Below are 20,986 nucleotides of genomic sequence, written 5' to 3' on the forward strand. Positions count from 1 at the left end.
TGGATGAAGCTGGAAGGTGGTGGATTTTACGCCGAAAAGCCCTACGGGAGCAGGGCTTTCAAATGGAAAGAGTTATCCGGATGACTGTCTGGTAAGTTCGCAGTGCTTACTGAGGCATTTCAATCACTCTTTTGGTAAGCAGGACGTCATTACGTGATTGATAGTTCCGAGTTTCCGTCAAAAGAAGCGTAAACGATTTGTCTGCATTGTACAGTATTCCCGCGGTACCGGAGTTCCCCGATATATCCGTCAAGGGCACTTGGGCCTCTATCTCCAGCGCTGCATTAAATTTCATGACAGCAATGTAACCCGAGTAGGAGGATCGGTACTGTAGCTCGAATAGGCCGTAGAAGTCTCCACTATCCCCAGGTGCAATCGAATCATTCGAGTACCCCTCATATCCGTTTTCACCGGCGTAACTTCTTATGAACGAGCCACTACCGGCGATGAGTGAAATCGCGGGCTCATATGCTTCTGGACGCTGTCCTATTACCAGGTAGTTATCGTTTGATAACTGAATGACGTCGCCGACGTTTGCCTGAAACTCAATGCCTACATTGTCCCAAACGGCAGTTTGATTGAGCTCTGTGTCCAAAACCTGAAGGAATGCCCCTCCCCAGAATTGACCTGAGTCATTGTTTTCCGGGTATGCATAGCCGGAAATCATAAGGTTACCGTTACGGTTAGCCGCAAGCTCAGCGACATGATTGATTTTCAGGCCAGATATGTTTGGTATGGCGGTCGGCTCTGATACGAGTCCACTGACAGAATCTATTGTGTGAAGATAATAATTGATGACTTGAGTACAGCCGGAGCAGCTTCCATCCCCCCATTCTGCACTCGAAATATAGATTTCGCCATTTGCGATAGCGGTATCCCTGAAGTCATATCTCTGGGTAATGTCCTCAGGGCGATAAACTATTTCCCATGCAAGCTCGCCGCTGCTAGTAAGCTTGAGAGCCATAGCTTGTTGGCTCTCCCAATCATTTCCTACCGCAATTATTTCCCCATTGGGCAACTCGATAATATCTTGAAGGCGGTCCCTGCCTGGGGCGGCAGATACAAATTGCCAGAGTATGGCACCCTGTTCGTCGACCTTGAATACCCAGTCTTCTCCGTGGGTATCATTAGTCTGGGATATTTCCGAAGATTTCGTGTTCGCGAGGACAATATAACCACCGTCTTGTGACGGGATCACCTGCTTGGCCACATCATCGCCGGATCCGCCGTAATACTGCTTGAATACACCTGCGTCGATAGGCGCTCTGGCGGAAGTTTCGGACTCATGCCCGAAAGCGTTGGTTCTCATCAACTGCCACTCATACTGGCCTTGGTCTACACCAGAAATGGTCAGCGAAGATTTTTCTGTAGAGTACTCTATCGGAAGTTCACTATTTGGTTCATACAGAAAAATCGTATATGTGCTCTCTACATCAATGCTTTCCCACGACAAGAATATATTGTAGGCAGACTCGGACGAGGTGACTTCAGGCTCATTGGTAGCCGGTAGGGCTGGAGGCAAGATTTCTATCTGGATAGGGTCTGTCAGTGGACCTTTTAGGGGCGTCCCCCCCTGGAGCTCCTTTAGCGCCCTGTACTGCAGGTAGTATTGCCCGACTTGCAGACCCTCAATCCTGCCTTCTGAACCATCTAGGGGGATAGTCTCGGAGGTGTCATTAGATGAGTACACCAGCTCGTAACCGGTGGCGTCAGGAAAATCTTCGAAATCAACGAGTAACGAGGAAATGTCCTGGAAAATTTGCCCATCCAGTCCGTCTTCAAATTTCAGGCCATTTTTCGCCGCAGTACTGACGGTAACCTGAAACTGTTGTTCGTTCCTGATTTCAGTACCGGATTCAGTGGTCCCTTTCAGGAGTAGAGTGTGGGGTGCCCCGTCGGCCCAGTAGTATGCGGGCCATTCAATTTCCCATGGCGCTCCATCGCGGTCTTCCACGATTTCGATACCGTCGATAATCAGTTTTACGTTCTGTACTCCCGCAGAAACCGGGATATCAGCCCGCACGGTAACGACGGACTCTGCTACGACAGAATTATTTGCTGGGTAGGTGATTATTATTTGAGCGGCAGGTTGGTCAGTATCGGGCTTGTCGTTGTCTTTATCGCCTGAACTACACCCGGAAATGACCAGAAAGAGAGCGGTGATTACGGATATCCGTATGGCGGTAATGATCATATAGCGTCCTGCCGATCTGTTGGAATTTACTTATTATCTGATTTGCTACCCCGGATTTTTTCACCTTATTGCTGTTATTGCCAGTACGGTATCTCCTGTCCTGAATGCAATGCATCGACCGCGTATTTACCCTGATTCAGTTGACAATTTTTCGGACTCGCTCTTGAGTGCCTGCAAAATATGCTCTGCGCGCATCGGCAGTGTACGCATGCGCACACCAACCGCGGCAAAGATCGCATTGGCAATAGCCGGGCCGACCACTGTGGTTGCCGGCTCGCCGAGACCGACCGGGTTTTCGGTACTATCGACAAACTCCATTTCGATTTCGGGCACGTCGCGAATGCGCAAAGGTGTGTAGCTGTTGAGATTGGTGTCGATCACCTGGCCTTTCTCAAACCGGGTGCCTTCGTGCAGGGCGAGGCTGACGCCCCACAGCGCCGCGCCTTCCACCTGCGCGCGGGCGCCATCCGGGTGTACTACCGTTCCGGCATCGGTCACCAGGGTGAGTTTTTCCACCGTGGGACGTCCCGTGCTGCGGTCCACGCGCACGCGGGCTACACAGGCAGTCCAGGTGGGCATATTGCGCTCCTGGCCATAGGTCGTCGCCACGCCGAGCCCGGTGTCTGCAGGCATGTCGGTTCCCCAGTCTGAAATTTCCCGCACGCGACGCAGTACATTCGCCTGCCGACTGGCCCCGCCCACAGCGTTGGGCGCAGACCCGGCGTTTTTGCCTTCGGCCTTGAGTTTTTCCAGTCGGAAGTCGATAGGGTCCTGTCCTGCTTTGTGGGCGCCTTCATCCATAAAGCTTTCCAGTGCCCAGTTAACCCAGCCAGAGCCCACCGAGCGCAGCCATCCCGGGCGGAAGGTGGCGTTGGCGAGGTCGTTGGAAATGGCCCGCAGTCGATGGCCTCCCATGGAATACCAGTGCAGCGCACCCTGAATCGCGAAGGGATCGTACTTGCCGCCGGAGACACCATCGGCGAGAAACGAGGGTGCCATAACCTCCGTAGGCCAACCGGCGGTGGCGTGGTGCTCCATGCCGATGACCTTGCCATCGCCATCAAATGCCATTCGTATCCGCTGTACCGAGGGCGAACGCAAGGAGTCGAAGCGGACGTCGCCCTCACGGGTCAGCACCATTTTGACCGGCTTACCCAGCGCCTTGGCGGTGAGTGCTGCGGGCACCGCATAGTCGCCATTGAGCCGGCGACCAAAGCCGCCACCCAGCATGTAGGTTTTCATCACCACCTGGCTTTCTTTCACGCCCAGTGCTTTCGCCAGCGTGGGCAGGATCAGCGATTGCCACTGGTTGCCGGTATGTATTTCCCAGATACCGTCTTTTTCCAGGGCCAGCGCGTTGACTGGCTCCATCTGGAAGTGCAGGACACTGTGGGTGATGTATTCCGCTTCGATGGTTTGCTCGGCCTGCGCAAACGCATTTTCAACGTTGCCGTCGTCCACCACCACGACACCGGCGTCGCCATTCTCAATTAGTGCGCGCCCACGATCTAAAATGGCCTGCTCATCCACATCCGCGGTTTTGCCCAGCGCCCAGTCCACGGTGATTTTTTGCGCTGCCCGATTCGCCGCATGAAAGCTGTCGGCGATCACCATCGCCCAGCCGGGGACCGTGTCGGAAGGATCTTCGAGCACGATGGTTTGCTGATAGCCGGGAATATTGCGCGCCGCACTGTCGTCGAGACTTTTGACGCTGGTGCCGTAGCGGGTTGGCGGGATGATCGGGCGGGCATACACCATGCCATCAACGCGGGCATCGAGACCGTAAATTGCCTTGCCGTCGGACTTGTCCGGAATATCCAGTGCCTTTGTGGGGCCGCCGATCAATCGACGTTCGGCAGGGGCTTTTACCGGCATTTTCTTCAGCTCATCCTCGCTGAAGCTGCGGCTGAGCTTGCCGCTCTGTACCAGCTCGGCGTAACTGATCGAGCGATTGCCGGCGGTTATCTGCCCGTTGCGCGCGCGGCACTGATCCGTGGGCACACCGAGTTGGCGCGCGCCTTCCTCGATCAATGCGGTGCGGCCGGCCGCGCCGGCCTGGCTCAACGGCATATAACTCTGCCACACCGACCAGCTGCCGCCCGTGACCATGTATCCCCACTTGGGGTCGCTGTCCACGTAGTTGAGTGAGACCTGCGCCCAATCGGCTTCCAGTTCATCGGCGACAATGCGGGCGAGGGCGGTGCCGATGTGCTGACCCATTTCGGCTTTGGCGATATTTACCACAATATGGCCGTCCTTCTGAATCTGGAACCACACCGTGGGCTCATAAGCGCCTTGTACAATGGCGCTCGTGGGATCCGCGAGGCTAAGTGGAGAGCGTGCGAAGGCAAACGTCAGTCCGGCGCCCGCCATACCGATAATAAAACCGCGTCGCCCCAGATCGGGCGCGCCCTCTTCCTTAGCGTCGCGTTGTAGAAACTTAAGCATGATCCGCCCCCGGCATATTTTCAGTGGCATCGGCACGCATGCGACTGGCGGCCAGTTTGATGGCCTTGCGAATACGCACATAGGCCATACAGCGGCACAGGTTGCCACTCATCACCTGGTCGATTTGCTCATCCGTGGGGTCGGGGAAGTCTTTCAGCATGGCCGCTGCCTGCATAATCTGGCCGGGCTGGCAGTAACCGCACTGGGGCGTCTGCGCCTCTACCCAGGCCTGGACCAGCGGGTGCTCGCCGCCCTGTGATAGGCCCTCGATCGTGGTGACCTTGGTCCCTGCAACGCTGCTTACCGGTGTAATACACGAGCGCACCGCGCGGCCGTTAACGTGCACGGTGCAGGCACCACACAAGCCGATGCCGCAGCCAAACTTGGTTCCGGTATGGCCGATATCGTCGCGGATGACCCACAGTAGCGGTGTATCCTCCGGGGCATCCACGGCCACCGCCTCGCCATTTACCTGGAACTTGATGCTCATTGGTTCCCTCCCTGCCGTGACTTGTTGTTATCTCCCAATTGCTGGCGAAGCGCTTTCAGGCGTTTCTCCACTCCTTGCCACGGCGGCAAATCCGCGCGCTGGCGCAGGAAATCCACAAGGCTCGCAATATCTTCATCCTTCAGCACCGCAAAATCTGGCATAACGATGCCGGGCGTGCCCTCATTGGCCGGTACACCCTGCAACAGCACACGCAACAGGTTGGTGGGGTCGCTGGCAGTGACGGCACTGTTCAGGCTCAGTTCTGCACGCAGCGCAAGGGGCGCGCCCGCAGCATTGAAGTGACAGCCGGCGCACGCGGTGATGTAGAGATGCTCCCCATGGCTGCGCGCACTGTTACTACGCTGCTGCGCGGCATCCATTATTTGGCGCGCTTGCTCGCTGGCCGCATTGGTGTCTTGCGGCCCGCCGAGTGAAACCAGATAGATAGCGAGCGCACGGATATCTTCGTCCGGCGCCTGTCGCAATCCCTTGTGAACCACCTCGCCCATCGATCCCACCGCGACGCCCTGGTAGTCTGCCTGCCCATCGCGCAGATAGCTGTAGAGTGACTCGGTGTCCCAGTGTATCGGCACCGGCTGTTGGGCATTCAGTGCTGGCGCATACCAGTTGTCGATCAACGCGCCGGCGTAGGCTCTGCCTTTTTGTTCCGCGCCGAAGGCATTGCGCGGCGAGTGACAGGCAGTGCAGTGGCCGGCGCCTTCTGCGAGATAGGCCCCGCGGTTCCACGTATCACTCTGCTGCGGATTGGGCTGCAACGGCTCCTCATCGAAAAACAGCAGTTGCCATCCCCATTGCAAAAATCGCAGATTGAATGGAAAGCGCATCGCGTTTTCAGGTGGGGTATAGGCAGCAGGCTCGCGGGACATCAGGTATGCGTATAGCGCATCCAGATCTTCATCCGACAGGTTTTTGTAATGTGTATAGGGAAACGCGGGATACAGATAGTTGCCATTACGCGCAACACCCTTGCGCATTGCCCGCACAAACGCATCCCGTGACCAGCGCCCAATGCCGTGCCGGGGATGTGGCGTGATATTGGTGGAATAGAGCGTGCCGAACCCGGTAGAGAAGTCCCGGCCACCGGCGTAAGGCTTGTCTTCGTCCGTGGTATGACAGGTGGCGCAGTTGCCAATACCGGCCACTATTTCACCGCGCACTATTTGTTCCGCATTGAACGAGGAGGGCGGCACGGGGTCCACTTCTGCGATCGAAGGCTTGCGTATCAGGAAGAACAGTGCGGCGAGGATGATCGCTACCACAACAAGCGCAGTAGTCAGGGATTTTCCCATTTCGAAGCCTCTGGCAGTAATTGGTTACTGCACCGCGGTTATTCTTGGAGTGGTAGCGCTGGCACAGTTCGGGCGGAATTCAGAAAATCAGTCACTGTATAGCAGCTTGCCAGACGGGATTCGTAATTATCGATCAATAAAACCATCGTTGGCGGCAGCATCGTCACTTGTAAGGTGATTTGATAGAACGGTGCGCCGCTGGCGCAACTTGCCCGCCTTTGCACTTATTTGATTGTAAGATGGCTGCTACTTCTTGAATTTTGACGCTGCATCACTGAAGGCATGCTTCAGCGAGTCCCAGGCGGAATCCATGCCTTCTTTGATTGAGTCCCAGGCGTCTTCACTGGCGTCTTCTATTTCCGCTAGCTTGGCTTTTCCCTCATCAATCTTGCTGTCCAGCTTTTCAATTTCTTTGTTCAGTTCCCGTTTTCTGTCGGCACTTTCTTCCGAGGCTTTGGCCTTAAGCTTGTCTAGCTCCGCCTTCCATTGATCCAGCTGAGCCTCTTTTTTCTGCTTATACAGTTCCTTGTCGTTCATTGCCTTTTCCTTATTCAGAGTGTTCGCCATGCCGGAAAACAGTGTAGCAATGATTCGCACCACGCCATCGCAAGGTCGGCATAACATCTCAGGATCTGCGTACCCTGAAATACCACAGGTTTGGTTCTTACAGATTTTCAGGGTGATTTTTCGGCTGGCATAAAAAAGCCCCGCCGGGAAGGGCGGGGCTTTTTGTCGAGCTTCAGTCCGTTACTTAAACAGCAACATCCTGAATCTCGGTCGCGGCGATGCGCTTACCTTCTTCGGCAGATTTCTGGAATTCCTCAATCTGGTCGAAGTTCAGGTAGCGGTAGATTTCCGCGGACATGGAGTTGAGGTTGGCAGCGTACTGCTGGTACTCGTCTGGAGTCGGCAGTTTGCCCAGGATCGCACCCACAGAGGCCAGTTCCGCAGAGGTCAGGTACACGTTGGCACCGTCGCCTAGGCGGTTCGGGAAGTTACGGGTGGAGGTGGACAGTACGGTGCTGTTCGGGGCTACACGTGCCTGGTTACCCATACACAGGGAGCACCCTGGCATCTCGGTGCGCGCACCGGCTGCGCCGTAGATGTTGTAGTAGCCTTCTTCCATCAGCTGGTGCTCGTCCATCTTGGTGGGCGGAGCGATCCACATGCGGGTGGAGATACCACCTTTATGCTGCTGCAGTAGTTTACCGGCAGCGCGGAAGTGACCGATGTTGGTCATACAGGAGCCGAGGAATACCTCGTCTACCTTGTCACCAGCAACAGAGGAGAGCAGGCGGGCGTCGTCCGGGTCGTTCGGCGCACAGACGATCGGCTCCTTGACTTCCGCCAGGTCGATCTCAATTACCGCGGCGTATTCGGCGTCTGCGTCGGCGCTCATCAGTTCCGGCTTCTCCAGCCATTCTTCCATGGCGCGTGCGCGACGCTCCAGGGTGCGCTTGGAGCCGTAGCCTTCCGCGATCATCCAGCGCAGCAGGGTGATGTTGGAGCGCAGGTATTCGGAGATGGCTTCTTCCGGCAGCTTGATGGTACAGCCAGCGGCGGAACGCTCGGCAGAGGCGTCGGACAGCTCGAACGCCTGCTCTACGGTCAGGTGGTCCAGACCTTCGATCTCGAGGATGCGGCCGGAGAAGATGTTCTTCTTGCCTTTCTTCTCGACGGTCAGCAGGCCTTCCTGGATTGCGTAGTAAGGAATTGCATGTACCAGGTCACGCAGGGTGATACCCGGCTGCATTTCGCCCTTGAAGCGCACCAGTACGGATTCCGGCATATCAAGCGGCATAACGCCGGTGGCAGCGGCAAACGCAACCAGACCGGAACCGGCCGGGAAGGAGATGCCCATCGGGAAGCGGGTGTGGGAGTCACCACCGGTACCAACGGTGTCCGGCAGCAGCATGCGGTTCAGCCAGCTGTGGATGATGCCGTCACCCGGGCGCAGGGAAACACCGCCGCGGTTCATGATGAAATCGGGCAGGGTGTGCTGGGTGTCGATATCAACGGGCTTTGGGTAGGCCGCGGTGTGACAGAAAGACTGCATGGTGAGGTCGGCCTGGAAGCCGAGGCACGCCAGGTCTTTCAGCTCGTCGCGGGTCATCGGGCCGGTGGTGTCCTGGGAACCGACGGTAGTCATCTTCGGCTCGCAGTAGGTGCCCGGACGCACGCCTTCCATACCGCAGGCCTTGCCGACCATCTTCTGAGCCAGGGTGAAGCCCTTGCCTGTGTCGTTCGGCTGCTCCGGCAGGCGGAACAGCTCGGAAGCACCGAGGCCGAGGGATTCACGGGCCTTGGTGGTGAGACCGCGACCGACGATCAGGTTGATACGGCCACCGGCCTGCACTTCGTCCAGCAGCACGTCGGACTTCAGTTCGAACTCGGACAGAACCTTGCCGTCTTCGGACAGGATTTTGCCTTCGTACGGACGGATCTCGATGATGTCGCCCATGTTCAGGTCGTCAACCGGCGCTTCGAATACCAGCGCGCCAGCGTCTTCCATGGTGTTGTAGAAGATCGGGGCTACTTTGCCGCCGATACAGATGCCGCCGCCTTTCTTGTTCGGAACGCCCGGCAGGTCGTCACCGAAGAACCACAGTACGGAGTTGGTGGCGGATTTGCGCGAAGAACCGGTACCAACTACGTCGCCGACGAAGGCAACCGGCAGGCCTTTGGCTTTCACATCTTCGATCTGCTGCATCGGACCGGTAACGCCGTGCTCTTCCGGCTCCAGGCCTTCGCGGGTCATTTTGTACATGGCGCGCGCGTGCAGCGGGATATCCGGACGGGACCAGGCGTCAGGGGCAGGGGACAGGTCGTCGGTGTTGGTTTCGCCGGTGACCTTGAATACCGCAACCTTGATGCTCTCGGGCACTTTGTTGCGCTTGGTGAACCACTCACCTTCAGCCCAGGACTTGATCACGTCCTTGGCGACTTCGTTGCCGGCTTTGGCTTTCTCTTCCACATCGTGGAAGGCATCAAACATCAGCAGGGTGCCCTTCAGCTGCTCGCCTGCCAGCTCGGCCAGGTCTTTGTCGTCCAGCAGGTCTACCAGGGTGGCAATGTTGTAGCCGCCCAGCATCATGCCCAGCAGTTTGGTGGCGTGTTCTTTGTCGATCAGCGGAGATTCCGCTTCGCCCTTGACGATGGCGGTGAGGAAACCGGCTTTTACGTAAGCGGCCTCGTCCACACCCGGCGGTACGCGGTTGGTGATCAGGTCCAGCAGTTCCTGCTCTTCACCGGCGGGCGGGTTTTTCAGCAGTTCAACCAGGCCGGCAACCTGCTCGGCGTTCAGGGGCTTGGGTGGGATACCTTGTTCGGCGCGCTCGGCGACGTGTTTGCGATAGGCTTCAAGCACGGATAATTCCCTCTTGTGTGTGGGGTAAAACCAACAGCTTTCCAGGAATCCGGATGCGGATAATTCGCCAACCGAACCCCGATTTACATCGATGGCCGCTGGAAGCGGGTGGCGAATTCTACAATGAAACAGAGATCCCTGTTAAGTTCGCTGAAAAATCAATAACTTACGCGAATCATCGGCATTCATTAAACAAATAAAGGTCGCGTTTTGATCGTTTCTTAAGTGCGAATCAATCGCATTTGACGCATGCTATATCCATTACGTGAATGGTGCTGCCCCCGAAATCGGGGGACGAATACGCCACGCAAAATGCTATCCTCTGCGACCTCATTTCACATGTTTTATTGGCCCGCCCGGACGACGAGGTAAATCCGCTTCATGGCGATCTATAAAAAAGTACGCACGCCCTGCATCGGTGTCTGTTCTACCGGTATTGGCGACAATGTTTGTCGCGGCTGCAAGCGTTTTGCCCATGAAGTGATCGACTGGAATGCCTATTCTGAAGAACAGCGCCGGATCATAGCCGAGCGCCGTGACGGTTACCTTGCAAATGCCGTGCGAAGTCAGCTCGAAATCGTGGATCAGAACCTCCTGCTGACCCAGATGTGCCACCAGCAGATCCGCTTCAATGAAGATCAGAACCCTTATTGCTGGGTATTTGAACTATTGCGCGCCGGGGCCAGCCAGATATCTGAGCTTTCCCTTTACGGGCTGCGAGCAACCCCTGAGGCACGGGGTGTGCCGCTGGTGGATCTGCGCCGGCGCATAGACGAAGACTTCTATGCGCTGTCGCTGGCCTATTACCAGCGCTTTGTCGCACCAGGGCTGCAGACGGCCTGACGCTGCCGAGCGGCCTCATTCGAACATCAAGCGCAGGGAGTTGCCTTATCAGTCATCCATCCGAACCGCATCTTGAAGCGCGCCGCCGCGCATTGCTGATTCTGAATCCGGGTAGCCGGCAGGGTGGTAATGCAGATCTGGATACCGGTCTGGCACGGCTAAAAGAATCTGGCACGGAACTGGAGTCGGTAAAGTCCCAGTCGCCCGAGGAATCCTGCGAAGCTATCCGGGAGCGGCGAACCGCGGTTGACCTGGTGATTGTTGGTGGGGGCGATGGGACGGTGAGCTCCTGTATCCCCGCGCTGCTCGACAGTGGACTCCCCGTTGCCATTCTTCCGCTCGGTACTGCGAATGACCTGGCCAGATCATTGGGAATAGAAAACCTGGATCAGGCGTTTGAAGCCATCTGCAGCGGCGATACTGCAAAGGTGGATCTGGGTGTGGTCAATGCACACTACTTTTTCAATGTGGCCAATCTCGGTCTGGGTGTGAAGGTCACTGAAGAGTTGACGCCAGAAGTTAAACAACGCTGGGGTGTGCTCAGCTATTTGAAGGCGTTTGCTTCTGCGCTATCGCGCCACCGCCAGTTTAAACTCCGGATTCGCGTGGATGGCAAGGAGCATGCCATGCGCTCTATTCAGTTGGCGGTGGGTAATGGTCGCTTTTATGGAGGCGGTAATGTGGTCGATCAGCACGCGACGATCGACGACAACCTTCTGCATATTTACAGTCTGCGTCCGCAGACAGTGTGGGAACTACTCACGCTTGCGCCACTGCTGCGCGGTGGGCGACACGATCTCGCCAAGCGGACGTTTTCCGTATCTGCGCGCGAGCTGTATGTGGAGACAAAACCTGAAGCGATGGAAATTCACGCGGATGGCGAGCCGGTCACCCAAACTCCGGCCAATTTTTCCGTAAAGTCAGCTGCACTGAAAATGATAGTGCCGAAAGATTCCCCGTTACTTGGAAGGTGACAATACGATGACCTTGATGCGCAGCGACCGCCAGGTGGCACTCCGTGATCTGCATCTGGCGATGCAGGAAAGTGCAGATCTTTACCAGTGCACTGCAGAATTTTTACAGGATTCCGCGGCCAGTAAAATCTGCAACACGCTCGCGAATGAGCGATTGCGTCTTGCCGAACAGCTGGAGCAGGAGATCAGAGCGGAAGGTGAGCTTCCAAGTGAGCCCGATAGGGACAAGGAAGCCATTGAGGAGCTACAGCAGCGCCTGGAAACCTTATTTACCGAAGATCAGGTGGCGGGGGTGATGGGGCATCGCCTCGAGGCCGAGAGGGGGATGCAGGCATTTTTGCACAACGAGGATCTGAGTGTGCTGGAAGAGGAGTCTTCCTCTTTGCTGGCGGAATGCCGTGGCGCCGTCGATGGCGCTATAAACAGGTTGGTAGAATTTCTCGGCGAGCCCTGAGTCGATCTGCGCCCGCATCGAAACGCCGTCAAGATGAGCCGTAAAGGTGCACGCGCAATGCCGGCAATAGCGGTTGCGGTGCAATTTTCAGGTCGCGCCGCTGTCGCCTGCGGCTTGCCGGGGGAGTGTGTTCAACCCGGGTAAATTCCGGCAGGCGCCTAGAGTCCTCACTTTTTACCAGTATCGGCATGGCCGAATAACCGATCTGCCTGTAGCGCTCACTACCTTTTTCACCGTCCATCCCCCCTCTATTCTCGCCATCCCAGTTGTCATCACCGTAGAAGATCTCAGCGGCCTGCAGGTTTGGCCGGCTCTGTACCTGGACCTGACGCAACAGGCTGTGCTGGCTGGGGCGCAGGTCTGCGAGGATCTGTCGCTGGTACTGGATGCCGGTGTCCTCTCCCAGTGGATCCAGTTGCACCAGCTTTCTTTCACACCATTGCACCGATACCTTGCGAATCGATTTGCGCGCCTTGACCCAGCTCAGGGCGATCGCGTCCGGGGTTTCGGCGCAAAGCAGTATCTGCCGGTAGCACTGGCGCAGATGTGCACGCGGATAGCCCGCATCTGCGAGTGCATCGCGCAGCCGCTCGTTGCGTTCGAGGATAGGGCGATCAGAGAGCAGGCTTTTGTATTCGCTGGTGAGTTGCTGGATGGCGAGTTTTGCCGAATTGAGCTGTTGGGCGAGGGGGATGATGCGCTGTGGCACCGCCAGTAACCCCGGTATCTGCAAGGTGTGGCGCGCATCGCCAGTGCTGGTTTCGTCGCAGTAATCCAGCTGGGCGAACAGGGCAGCTGACAGTCGGTATGGCGCCGAGAAATCGCCATTCAATAAAGTGGCGGCGTCCTGTGCGAATGCCGGTTGTAACAAATAGCTTTCCCAGTGCAGGGCACCACTTTCGAGCGTTTCCAGAGCCTCTTTCAATTCTGTGGCAAAACGGTGCATGTCGCCCATGGCCTGGGGTATCTGCCGGTTGATCGCTGACAGCTTGTGCGCGGTTGATTGGGTTGTGGAAGGCAAGCTGTCTTTCCTCGGTTAGTTTGCTTTTAAAGTATCCACTTAATAAGTCGTTATCATATCTCGCATCCAATAAATTTGCCACTTCGTAGCGACCTTGGGCGTAAATTCACCGCAAAGTTAGCCAAGGCGGGGGGAGGCGGTATAATTCGCGGCCCGTGGGCAGCTGCGCCTAGAGCATGCGGTTGCCCGACCCAGTTCCTCTGTAAAAATTGCCAGGCGCCAATGTCAATCGAAGTACCCGATCTCTCAGCCATCCACGAATTTCTGCTGTGTCGCACCCCCGACGCCTGGATTGATGCCGCGCTGGCGGAGCCCGAGCTGATGCTGGTGGATCATGCCAACTGCGAAAAGAAGGCGGCGGGCACGGCGCTCAATCTGATGTTCCGTTACCTGGATAATTTTGACCTGCTCAACAAGATGTCGCGCTTGGCGCGGGAAGAGTTGCGCCACTTCGAGCAGGTGATCGCAATCATGAAAAAGCGCGGCATCGCCTACCCGCATCTCACAGCTTCACGCTACGCGGCAGGGCTGCGCAGTGAAGTGCGCAGCGCGGAACCGGGCCGGCTCATTGACACCCTGATCTGTGGGGCAATTATTGAGGCGCGCTCCTGTGAGCGGTTTGCCCGAATTGCGCCGCATCTGGATGAGGAGCTACAAAAATTTTACCTGTCGCTGCTGAAGTCTGAGGCGCGTCATTTTCGTGATTATCTGACGCTGGCCCAGAATGCCAGCGATGAAGATATCCAGCCTCGTGTCAGGGCGCTTCTGGAAGTGGAGCGCGGGCTGGTGGAAGGTGGTGATGGCGAGTTCCGCTTTCACAGCGGCGTGCCCGGGTTGGCCTGATTCCACGGGCCAACTAGGTACTGCGGTCGATTTTGTCCATCAGCTCGATAAAGTCTTCGAGATCTAAAGCGCGGCTGTAGTTCACGGTAAATTTGTTGTGAAAGAAGATCGTCAGTTCGACATTTTTTGAGCGGATGAAGACCGTGTAACCGTCGAAGTCAGTCTCGGCGGTGAGCCCTCGGTAGCGCCATCCCTCCGCGGTTTTTTCCCCGTTCTTGGTGATCTTGTCGAACACGCGCAGCGCCTGTTTGACGTCAATTTTCTGTTCATGCTCCATGGGTGGTCCCGCTATTGGTTGAGCTAAGCTTAGAGGCGTGAATTCTTTCCGGCTATCCAGCGTAGACTACATGAATGTTTCCGACGAGGCCCTGCATAACGGCAATACCCGTCTGTTCAACTGGCTCGCCTATTTTGGTGTGGTGCCATTTGTTATCGGTATCGCGATGGGCTTGGCGGGATACTCTGTGTTCGGTGTGGATGGTCGCTTGTGGTTCACCGCGTATAGCTGTGTCATTCTCAGTTTCCTGTGCGGCGTGTGGTGGGGCGGAGCCCTGAACCGTGTGGATCACGTGCACCGCCTGCCGTTGATGGTGTTGAGCAATGTGATTGCCCTGGTTGGTTGGGTCGCGCTGCTACTTTATCAATCGCCGCTAGCCCTTCCTGTACTCGCAGTAGCCTACCTGTTTGTAGAGCGCGCCGAGGCGCGACTCAAGCCCAATGTTTCGTTTCTATCGGGTTATTTCTCCACTCGCAGCCGAGTCACTTACCTGGTGATTGCTTGTCATCTGGTAATGATTGCAATTCTTTGGCGTTGAGCGGGCGTTGCCCGTCTAGCGGATCTCCCGGGTAACTTCCACCACATCGCCCAGTCGCTCCTGCACGATCTCCCGGATCTGTGCGGCTAGCTCCCGATACAGGCGGCGACTCGGTGCACTCGCGCGCCATACCAAGCCGTGTTGGCGTCGGATCGGCTTCGACCTCAGCTCACTGACATGCAGTGCTTCCGGGTTGTGCATCTCTGAATGCACGTAAAGGCCCGGGAGGAAGGCTACGCCCAGCCCCATCACCACCATTTGTCGCAAAGTGTCGAGACTGGTGCCTTCGTAGTCTCTTTGGAGGTCTGCACCCAGGCGTTCGCAGATTTCTTGCACCTGGTGGTGGAAATGGTGTTGTCCCTCAAGTGTCAGCACTTTTTCCCCGCGCAATTGGGAGGGGCTGATAGTGCTTTTACCAGCCAGGCGGTGATCCGCAGGAACCACAAACTTCAGGGGTTCGGTAAACAAGGGTTCGACCGACAGGTCATCGCGGTCTACAGGAAGGGGCACGATCGCAATGTCATAGCTGCCCTCACTGAGCCCACGCAGCAGGTTACGGGGTGGCCCCTCCCGCACATACAGCTTTAACCGGTGATGGAGCGCGTGCAGGGCAGGGAGTACGTTTGGCAGCAGGTAAGGGCCCAGGGTAGGGGGCACCCCGAGCTTATAGGTGGTCTGTAATCCCTGTGCAATGGTGTCGGCATTTTCGCGAAATTCGCGCATGACCAACAGCATCTTGCGTGCTTGTTCGAGCAGTTCACGCCCCTCTGGTGTAAGTAGGGTGCCGGATCTGGAGCGCTCGAAAAGGGGGAGGCCGAGGAGCGATTCCAGTGCGCGTATCTGGGTTGTCAGTGCCGGTTGGCTGACGCCCAAATCTTCCGCTGCGCGGCGATAGCTGGCTCGCGACGCAATGGTCACAAAGTATTCGATTTGGCGGAATGTTGGGGCTTGCGGTTGGGTTGGCACGGGTTCTCCACGGAGCATGTGATAACTAAATGTTATCAACGAATAGTATTTTAACTTATTGAACTATCAAAAAATAATGGATTCCAACGTTTTTGCCCAGTCTTGTTCATTTGTAAGGAGTTCTTATGGATCATGTGATTTCTGGTGTAGCGAAGTTTCAGAAGGAAGTCTTCCCTGCCAAAAAGGCCCGTTTTTCTGAGCTTGCGGACGGGCAGAGCCCCGAAGTTCTGTTCATCACCTGCGCGGATTCCCGCATCGATCCGAACCTGGTTACCCAGACCGAGCCGGGCGAACTATTCATCTGCCGCAACGCCGGTAACGTGGTGCCGCCGCACAGCAGCCAGACCGGCGGCATGACCGCTTCCATTGAATTTGCAGTCGCTGCGCTGGGTGTTTCCCACATCGTTGTTTGCGGTCACACCGACTGCGGTGCAATGAAAGGCGCAATCGAGCCGGAAAAACTGGATAGCCTGCCGCACGTAAAGGAGTGGCTGAGCCACTGCCGTTCTGCGACCGAGGTTGTGCGCGACCGTAAAGGAACTCTCAGCACTCAAAATCTCGATGAAGTGACCTGTGAAAATGTGGTCCAGCAATTGCAGCACCTGCGTACCCATCCGTCTGTAGCCACCGGCCTGGCGAGCGGCCGCGTGACCCTGCATGGCTGGGTATACAACATCGGCAGCGGCGAGGTGCTTTGCTTCGATGAAGAGGCCCGCGACTTCAAGCCGATGGACGAGCGCTATCGCGCGATCTTCGGTGATCTGCCCGAGACCGCCGCGAGCGGCGCCTGCTGCAGCTGATTTTAATTCCAGGGAAGATATCGAAGTAAAAGAGGTAGAGTGCGAATGAAGTTTGATTTATCCAATTTGCGCGGCGATATCACCGGCGGTATTACCGCCGGTGTCGTTGCGTTGCCCCTGGCGCTGGCGCTGGGTGTTGCCTCGGGGCTTGGCCCGATGGCGGGTATGTACGGTGCGATCGCGGTGGGCTTTTTTGCCGCTCTGTTCGGCGGTACTGGCCCGCAAATCTCCGGTCCAACCGGGCCAATGGTGGTAGTGCTCGCAGGCCTGTTTGCCAGTCTGTCCGGTGATGCCAGCCTGATCTTTACGGCAGTGATTCTCGCCGGTGTACTTCAGGTGGTAATGGGGATACTCGGCGTTGGTCACTACATCCGTCTGGTTCCGTATCCGGTGATTTCCGGATTCATGACCGGTATCGGGGTGATCATCATCATCCTGCAGCTCAACCCGCTGCTTGGCCACGATTCCCCCAGTGGCACCCTCGGTGCATTGGGTAATGTGCCGGAAGCGCTATCGGCGATTCATCCGGCCAACCTGGTTCTCGGCCTTGGTACTCTGGCAATGGTTTATCTGTGGCCTGCGAAGTGGGGGCGTTACCTGCCCGCACCTTTGGCTGCGCTAATCGCCGGTACCCTGATCGCTTTCTTCGCACTCGATGTCCCGATTCTGGGCTCTATCCCCACTGGTTTGCCGGAACTGCAGATGCCGGTACTTGGTGGCGACAAGATGTTCCTGGTGATCGAGGCGGCGATTATCCTCGCCATTCTTGGCGCGCTGGATAGTCTGTTGACCTCTCTGGTTGCCGACAACATGACCCGTACCCGTCACCACAGCAACAAAGAGCTGATCGGTCAGGGTATCGGTAACACGGCGGCTGGCTTTATCGGCGGTATCGCCGGGGCCGGCGCCACCATGCGTACCGTGGTCAATGTGCGTTCCGGTGGCCAGACCCGAATCTCCGGCATGACTCACTCAATGGTACTGCTGGCGGTTGCACTCGGCCTGGGTCCGTTGGCCGAAAATATTCCGCAGGCCGTGCTGGCGGGTATTCTGGTTAAGGTCGGTCTCGACATTATCGACTGGAAATACCTCAAGCGTGCGCACCAGGGGCCGCGTTGGGATCTGGCTCTGATGGTTCTGGTTCTGGGTATGACTGTATTCGTCGACCTGATCACTGCCGTTGGCGCGGGTGTTGTTCTGGCGGCGCTGGCGTACGTTAAGCAGGTGGCGAGCCTGCAGATCGAGCGTCTGCGCAATTTGCCTGAGCATCTCGACAGCGATGATGACAAGGCCATTCTGCAGCGCAATCGCGACAGCATCGCCCTGTTTGAATTCAGTGGCCCGCTGAGCTTTGGTGCCGCGGCGGATCTCGGTCACCACGTGCGTGAGGAGAGCGCATCCGGTTCCAAGGTATTGATTCTGGATTTCTCGTCCATGCCATTCCTTGATCTGTCGGCGGCCATGGCGGTGGAAACCATTGCCAGCGATGCCAAAGACAGTGGTAAGCAACTGTATCTGGCGGGGATGAATGAAGAGGTTGAAGGCGTGCTGAAGGGCCTGAACGGCCGTATACCGGCTACCGGTACCTTCAAAGATCGCAGTGAAGCCTTGCGCGCCGCAGAGAAGTCCCTGAGTGAAGCAGCACCAAGTGTTGGCGTTCAGGCCATTCCGGGCGCCGCCGGATAAAATGGCGATCGACCCAAGCTGAAATTGGGAAGTAGAAAAGGGGGGAGCATATGCTCCCCCTTTTTTATTTTCGGCGTTGTTAGTTTTCAGGTTTTACGGCCAGTAAAAACTGAAACCGATTTTGAGTTGCTTGTCGGCGCCGCCTGTGGGGGCGTCGACCACTTTATATCCGCCGAGATTGAAATCAATCATATGGCCGCTTTTCAGGATGAACGTCTTGCCGACGGTAAGCCCAAGTGGTGTTTGCCAGGCACTGCTGCTATTCGGTGCGGACCAGTCGTAGTTAACTGAATTTATATAGCCGATATAAGAGCCACCAAATGCATCGGCATTGTAAATGAGGATCGGCCGAATGGTGGTCAGGTTGAAGTCGTCCTGCCCCCAGTGATGGCCAAGGATACCGCCATAGGCAATTTTCCCGGCAGAGCCAAACACAATGCCGGCAACGCCTCCGCCCCAGCCGGGACCGGCCAGCACATCATCGCTGCGGGTCCGTAACGAGATTTGCGGTCCAAAACCAAACTTGATTTCACTTTCCGTTTTGGGAACGAAGAACCCCTGCACAACCGAATCGCTCAGGCCCCAGGTCCGCCCGGTCCCCCCGACAGGGTCGGGGCCAAGAATGGGCAGGCCGGCTCCCTTGGGTGCGCCGATGTAAGGCAGGATGCCGCGGAGAACAAAATTAAAACTGCGTTCCGTTTCAATCGAGTACACCGGTTGTAGCGAAATGCCATAAGATTTCTGGTCGTTGGCTGTGCCATACGCGATGGTGTTGTCTGTCATCAAAGCCTTCACGTCGGCGAGGGGATCCTGGGCTTTCCGTAATGCCTCGGCATCCGCATTGGCCTGCGCAGCGCTGGCAGCCAGCATCAATAACCCTGGAGTGATGAGACAACTGAGCAGGCTGCCGCGGTGAGGATGTTTCATTGTTGGTCCATTTCCGTGTTTTCTTGCCAGGTTCTCATGTGCTCCGAGTGCCTCACTGGTCGCCGCGGTACCGGACTTCGCCACCCATCATGGTAAAAGTTACATTGGCCTTGTAGATGTCGTGGGGGTCGATCTCGAACAGGTTCTGGTCGAGCACGATCAGGTCCGCTTTCTTGCCCACTTCAATGGAGCCAATTTTGTCTTCCACTCCAATGCCGTAGGCTGCGCCATAGGTATTCGCGCGGATCGCCTGGCCCACTGTCAGCCGCATATCCTCGCCGCCCAATATGGGCATGTCGGGTTTGCCCAGCATCTGGCGCGTCACCGCCTGGGTGATCGCATTAAGTGGCCTGAAGTCTGAGATATAGGCGGCCGCGGGGAAGTCCGAACCCAGGGAGACATTGCCCCCGGCCTCGAGTATCGCCTTGATGGGAAAGAGCCGGTTCATCCGTTCTGGCCCGATGCGCTCGGGCGTGATATTGCCGGTGTAGGGATCGAGTGCCATCCACTGGCCGCTGGTGTCGTAGGTGGCATTCAGCTCCTTGAAGCGAGGATAGTCCTCGGGATGCACGAGAATGGCATGCGAGGCGACCGGTCGCCGGTCCCATTCGGGGTTTTTCTCCTTCGCCAGTTCAACGGTATCCAGGAACTTGCGCACCGCCAGATCGCCAAAGCAGTGACATATGAGATGTAATTGCTCCTTGTCGGCGCGTACGGCCACATCATTGATGACATCGAACGGTATGATCGGCTTGGGGGCGGCGTCGGGCTTGTCGCTATAGCCGCCAACAAGCAGCGCACTGTACTTGTCGTCGTCACCATCCATGTTGATCTTCAGGGCGTTGAACTGCACCAGCCCGGTCCGGTTCTCGTCGCGCCACTTCTTGGCGATCGGCACGGGATCGATATTGGCATCGTTCCAGTAGTAACTGCCGTAGAACCGTGTCGTCAGCGTGCCTTCCTTTTCTAACTCTTTCATGAGCCTGACGGCATCATCATTACTGAGAAAGCCGAGACCATAATCATGATAAGCCGTGATGCCGGCCTTGGAATATTCGGGATACCATTGGGCCACGCCTTCCTTGACGTAATCGTAATCAATATCCTGCAGAGCATTGAGTATCTGGAGCACCGCCGGCACTTCGACGATATAGCCGGTAGGATTGCCCTCGTCGTCACGGACAAAATAGGCCACATCGGGCACGGGATCTTTTGTGTCCTTGGTGATGCCAGCCATCTCCAGGGCCTTGGAGTTGGCCCAGGCGGAGTGGCCATCGACCTGCCACAGAAATACCGGCCGTTCGGACTCAATCTTGTCCAGCATGGCCGCAGTGGGCTGTTTGCCGCCATAGAGATTGGGGCGGACTCCCCAACCGTGGATCTGCTCCAAATCCGGATTGGCTTCCGCATATTCTTTCAGCTTGCCCAGCAGTTCTTCCATACTCTCGGATTGCAGGTTGACTCCGCGCAACATGACGCCGGGGGTGATGGAATGGAAATGGCCCTCGACAAAACCGGGCAGCATCAGCTTGCCGTCGAGATCGATCTCCTTGGTATTCTCTCCAACCATTGCCTTCGCGCCGGCGTCGTCGCCGACGTAGACGATCTCGTCACCGCGCACGGCGACGGCCTGGGCCCAGGAATTTTCCTTGTCGACGGTGTAGACCTTGCCGTTGGTGAAGACGAAATCGGCCGATTCAGCGGCGGAAGTGGAAGCGCCAGGTGCCGGCTGGTTGGTCGCTGGGGCAGTGGATTCCGGCTTTTCGGAACACCCGGCCAGCGCTAACGCCAGCACAGTCAGTATGGAGCCCAAGGTCTTAGTCAGATCCATAACTGCTCTCCTGAGTT

18 protein-coding genes are annotated in these 20,986 nt (G+C 56.7%); 7 read left to right on the forward strand and 11 right to left on the reverse strand.

Annotation, left to right across the window (positions count from 1 at the left end; all coding sequences use genetic code 11):
- Positions 1-106 precede the first annotated feature (106 nt).
- The 6 genes from HUW35_RS14310 to acnB all read right to left on the reverse strand — a co-directional run bounded on the left by HUW35_RS14310 (position 107) and on the right by acnB (position 9,809).
- Positions 107-2,194 carry an Ig-like domain-containing protein gene (locus HUW35_RS14310; protein ID WP_181252933.1) on the reverse strand — a complete coding sequence of 696 codons (2,088 nt, stop codon included), beginning with the start codon at positions 2,192-2,194 and terminating at the stop codon, positions 107-109.
- A gap of 126 nt (positions 2,195-2,320) precedes the next feature.
- Positions 2,321-4,642: a xanthine dehydrogenase family protein molybdopterin-binding subunit gene (locus HUW35_RS14315; protein ID WP_181252934.1), complete on the reverse strand. Its 2,322-nt coding sequence runs from the start codon at positions 4,640-4,642 to the stop codon at positions 2,321-2,323.
- Positions 4,635-5,132 (reverse strand): (2Fe-2S)-binding protein, encoded by a 498-nt coding sequence (locus HUW35_RS14320; protein ID WP_181252935.1) that lies wholly within the window; start codon positions 5,130-5,132, stop codon positions 4,635-4,637. Before HUW35_RS14320 ends, HUW35_RS14315 begins: the two co-directional genes overlap by 8 nt.
- Positions 5,129-6,442: a cytochrome c gene (locus HUW35_RS14325; RefSeq protein ID WP_181252936.1), complete on the reverse strand. Its 1,314-nt coding sequence runs from the start codon at positions 6,440-6,442 to the stop codon at positions 5,129-5,131. The genes HUW35_RS14320 and HUW35_RS14325 overlap by 4 nt, the downstream gene beginning before the upstream one ends.
- A 246-nt stretch (positions 6,443-6,688) precedes the next feature.
- Complete coding sequence (locus HUW35_RS14330; protein ID WP_181252937.1) at positions 6,689-6,979, reverse strand: coiled coil domain-containing protein; 291 nt, start codon at positions 6,977-6,979, stop codon at positions 6,689-6,691.
- Positions 6,980-7,193: 214 nt separating this feature from the next.
- Positions 7,194-9,809, reverse strand: a complete 2,616-nt coding sequence (gene acnB / locus HUW35_RS14335; RefSeq protein ID WP_181252938.1) for a bifunctional aconitate hydratase 2/2-methylisocitrate dehydratase — start codon at positions 9,807-9,809, stop codon at positions 7,194-7,196.
- Positions 9,810-10,190: 381 nt separating this feature from the next.
- Between acnB and HUW35_RS14340 the strand changes: the two genes are divergently transcribed.
- From HUW35_RS14340 to HUW35_RS14350, 3 genes are read left to right on the forward strand one after another with little or no spacing between them, the layout of a single operon-like run.
- Positions 10,191-10,652, forward strand: a complete 462-nt coding sequence (locus HUW35_RS14340) for a DUF1289 domain-containing protein (protein WP_181252939.1) — start codon at positions 10,191-10,193, stop codon at positions 10,650-10,652.
- Between the two features lie 47 nt (positions 10,653-10,699).
- The gene (locus HUW35_RS14345) at positions 10,700-11,626 is read left to right on the forward strand and encodes a lipid kinase (RefSeq protein ID WP_181255734.1); all 927 of its coding nucleotides are present in this window, start codon (positions 10,700-10,702) and stop codon (positions 11,624-11,626) included.
- A 7-nt stretch (positions 11,627-11,633) separates the two neighbouring features.
- Positions 11,634-12,080, forward strand: a complete 447-nt coding sequence (locus HUW35_RS14350) for a hypothetical protein (RefSeq protein WP_181252940.1) — start codon at positions 11,634-11,636, stop codon at positions 12,078-12,080.
- 28 nt (positions 12,081-12,108) lie between these two features.
- Here HUW35_RS14350 and HUW35_RS14355 read toward each other — a convergent pair whose 3' ends face one another.
- Positions 12,109-13,101: a hypothetical protein gene (locus HUW35_RS14355; RefSeq protein ID WP_255463322.1), complete on the reverse strand. Its 993-nt coding sequence runs from the start codon at positions 13,099-13,101 to the stop codon at positions 12,109-12,111.
- Positions 13,102-13,323: 222 nt separating this feature from the next.
- Between HUW35_RS14355 and HUW35_RS14360 the strand changes: the two genes are divergently transcribed.
- Positions 13,324-13,944, forward strand: a complete 621-nt coding sequence (locus HUW35_RS14360) for a tRNA-(ms[2]io[6]A)-hydroxylase (RefSeq protein ID WP_181252941.1) — start codon at positions 13,324-13,326, stop codon at positions 13,942-13,944.
- Between the two features lie 13 nt (positions 13,945-13,957).
- Here the strand turns inward: HUW35_RS14360 and HUW35_RS14365 are convergent, their stop codons facing one another.
- Complete coding sequence (locus HUW35_RS14365; RefSeq protein WP_181252942.1) at positions 13,958-14,221, reverse strand: DUF3081 family protein; 264 nt, start codon at positions 14,219-14,221, stop codon at positions 13,958-13,960.
- Between the two features lie 70 nt (positions 14,222-14,291).
- Here HUW35_RS14365 and HUW35_RS14370 point away from each other — a divergent pair, with 70 nt between their 5' ends.
- A complete protein-coding gene (locus HUW35_RS14370; RefSeq protein WP_181252943.1) occupies positions 14,292-14,759 on the forward strand; it encodes a DUF3429 domain-containing protein in 468 nt (155 codons plus the stop codon).
- 15 nt (positions 14,760-14,774) lie between these two features.
- On the opposite strand, the gene HUW35_RS14375 is transcribed toward HUW35_RS14370, so the two are convergent.
- A complete protein-coding gene (locus HUW35_RS14375) occupies positions 14,775-15,725 on the reverse strand; it encodes a hydrogen peroxide-inducible genes activator (protein WP_255463323.1) in 951 nt (316 codons plus the stop codon).
- A gap of 125 nt (positions 15,726-15,850) precedes the next feature.
- Between HUW35_RS14375 and HUW35_RS14380 the strand changes: the two genes are divergently transcribed.
- The gene (locus HUW35_RS14380; RefSeq protein WP_181252945.1) at positions 15,851-16,525 is read left to right on the forward strand and encodes a carbonic anhydrase; all 675 of its coding nucleotides are present in this window, start codon (positions 15,851-15,853) and stop codon (positions 16,523-16,525) included.
- A gap of 45 nt (positions 16,526-16,570) precedes the next feature.
- Entirely contained in the window at positions 16,571-18,211 is a 1,641-nt protein-coding gene (locus tag HUW35_RS14385; RefSeq protein ID WP_181252946.1) for a SulP family inorganic anion transporter, read from the forward strand.
- A gap of 93 nt (positions 18,212-18,304) precedes the next feature.
- Here the strand turns inward: HUW35_RS14385 and HUW35_RS14390 are convergent, their stop codons facing one another.
- Positions 18,305-19,138, reverse strand: a complete 834-nt coding sequence (locus HUW35_RS14390; protein ID WP_181252947.1) for a hypothetical protein — start codon at positions 19,136-19,138, stop codon at positions 18,305-18,307.
- 52 nt (positions 19,139-19,190) lie between these two features.
- A complete protein-coding gene (locus tag HUW35_RS14395; protein ID WP_181252948.1) occupies positions 19,191-20,969 on the reverse strand; it encodes an amidohydrolase in 1,779 nt (592 codons plus the stop codon).
- Between the last annotated feature and the right edge of the window lie 17 nt (positions 20,970-20,986).

It is taken from the genome of Microbulbifer sp. YPW1, from assembly GCF_013367775.1.
GTDB lineage: Bacteria > Pseudomonadota > Gammaproteobacteria > Pseudomonadales > Cellvibrionaceae > Microbulbifer.

Bases quoted from the DNA above. Each gene is read 5' to 3' on its own strand.
- HUW35_RS14365 (WP_181252942.1), bottom strand. From the start codon at position 14,221: ATGGAGCATGAACAGAAAATTGACGTCAAACAGGCGCTGCGCGTGTTC.
- HUW35_RS14360 (WP_181252941.1), top strand. From the start codon at position 13,324: ATGTCAATCGAAGTACCCGATCTCTCAGCCATCCACGAATTTCTGCTG.
- HUW35_RS14380 (WP_181252945.1), top strand. From the start codon at position 15,851: ATGGATCATGTGATTTCTGGTGTAGCGAAGTTTCAGAAGGAAGTCTTC.
- HUW35_RS14390 (WP_181252947.1), bottom strand. From the start codon at position 19,138: ATGAAACATCCTCACCGCGGCAGCCTGCTCAGTTGTCTCATCACTCCA.
- HUW35_RS14340 (WP_181252939.1), top strand. From the start codon at position 10,191: ATGGCGATCTATAAAAAAGTACGCACGCCCTGCATCGGTGTCTGTTCT.
- HUW35_RS14370 (WP_181252943.1), top strand. From the start codon at position 14,292: ATGAATGTTTCCGACGAGGCCCTGCATAACGGCAATACCCGTCTGTTC.
- HUW35_RS14320 (WP_181252935.1), bottom strand. From the start codon at position 5,132: ATGAGCATCAAGTTCCAGGTAAATGGCGAGGCGGTGGCCGTGGATGCC.
- HUW35_RS14325 (WP_181252936.1), bottom strand. From the start codon at position 6,442: ATGGGAAAATCCCTGACTACTGCGCTTGTTGTGGTAGCGATCATCCTC.
- HUW35_RS14385 (WP_181252946.1), top strand. From the start codon at position 16,571: ATGAAGTTTGATTTATCCAATTTGCGCGGCGATATCACCGGCGGTATT.
- HUW35_RS14310 (WP_181252933.1), bottom strand. From the start codon at position 2,194: ATGATCATTACCGCCATACGGATATCCGTAATCACCGCTCTCTTTCTG.
- HUW35_RS14395 (WP_181252948.1), bottom strand. From the start codon at position 20,969: ATGGATCTGACTAAGACCTTGGGCTCCATACTGACTGTGCTGGCGTTA.
- HUW35_RS14315 (WP_181252934.1), bottom strand. From the start codon at position 4,642: ATGCTTAAGTTTCTACAACGCGACGCTAAGGAAGAGGGCGCGCCCGAT.
- HUW35_RS14350 (WP_181252940.1), top strand. From the start codon at position 11,634: ATGACCTTGATGCGCAGCGACCGCCAGGTGGCACTCCGTGATCTGCAT.
- HUW35_RS14330 (WP_181252937.1), bottom strand. From the start codon at position 6,979: ATGAACGACAAGGAACTGTATAAGCAGAAAAAAGAGGCTCAGCTGGAT.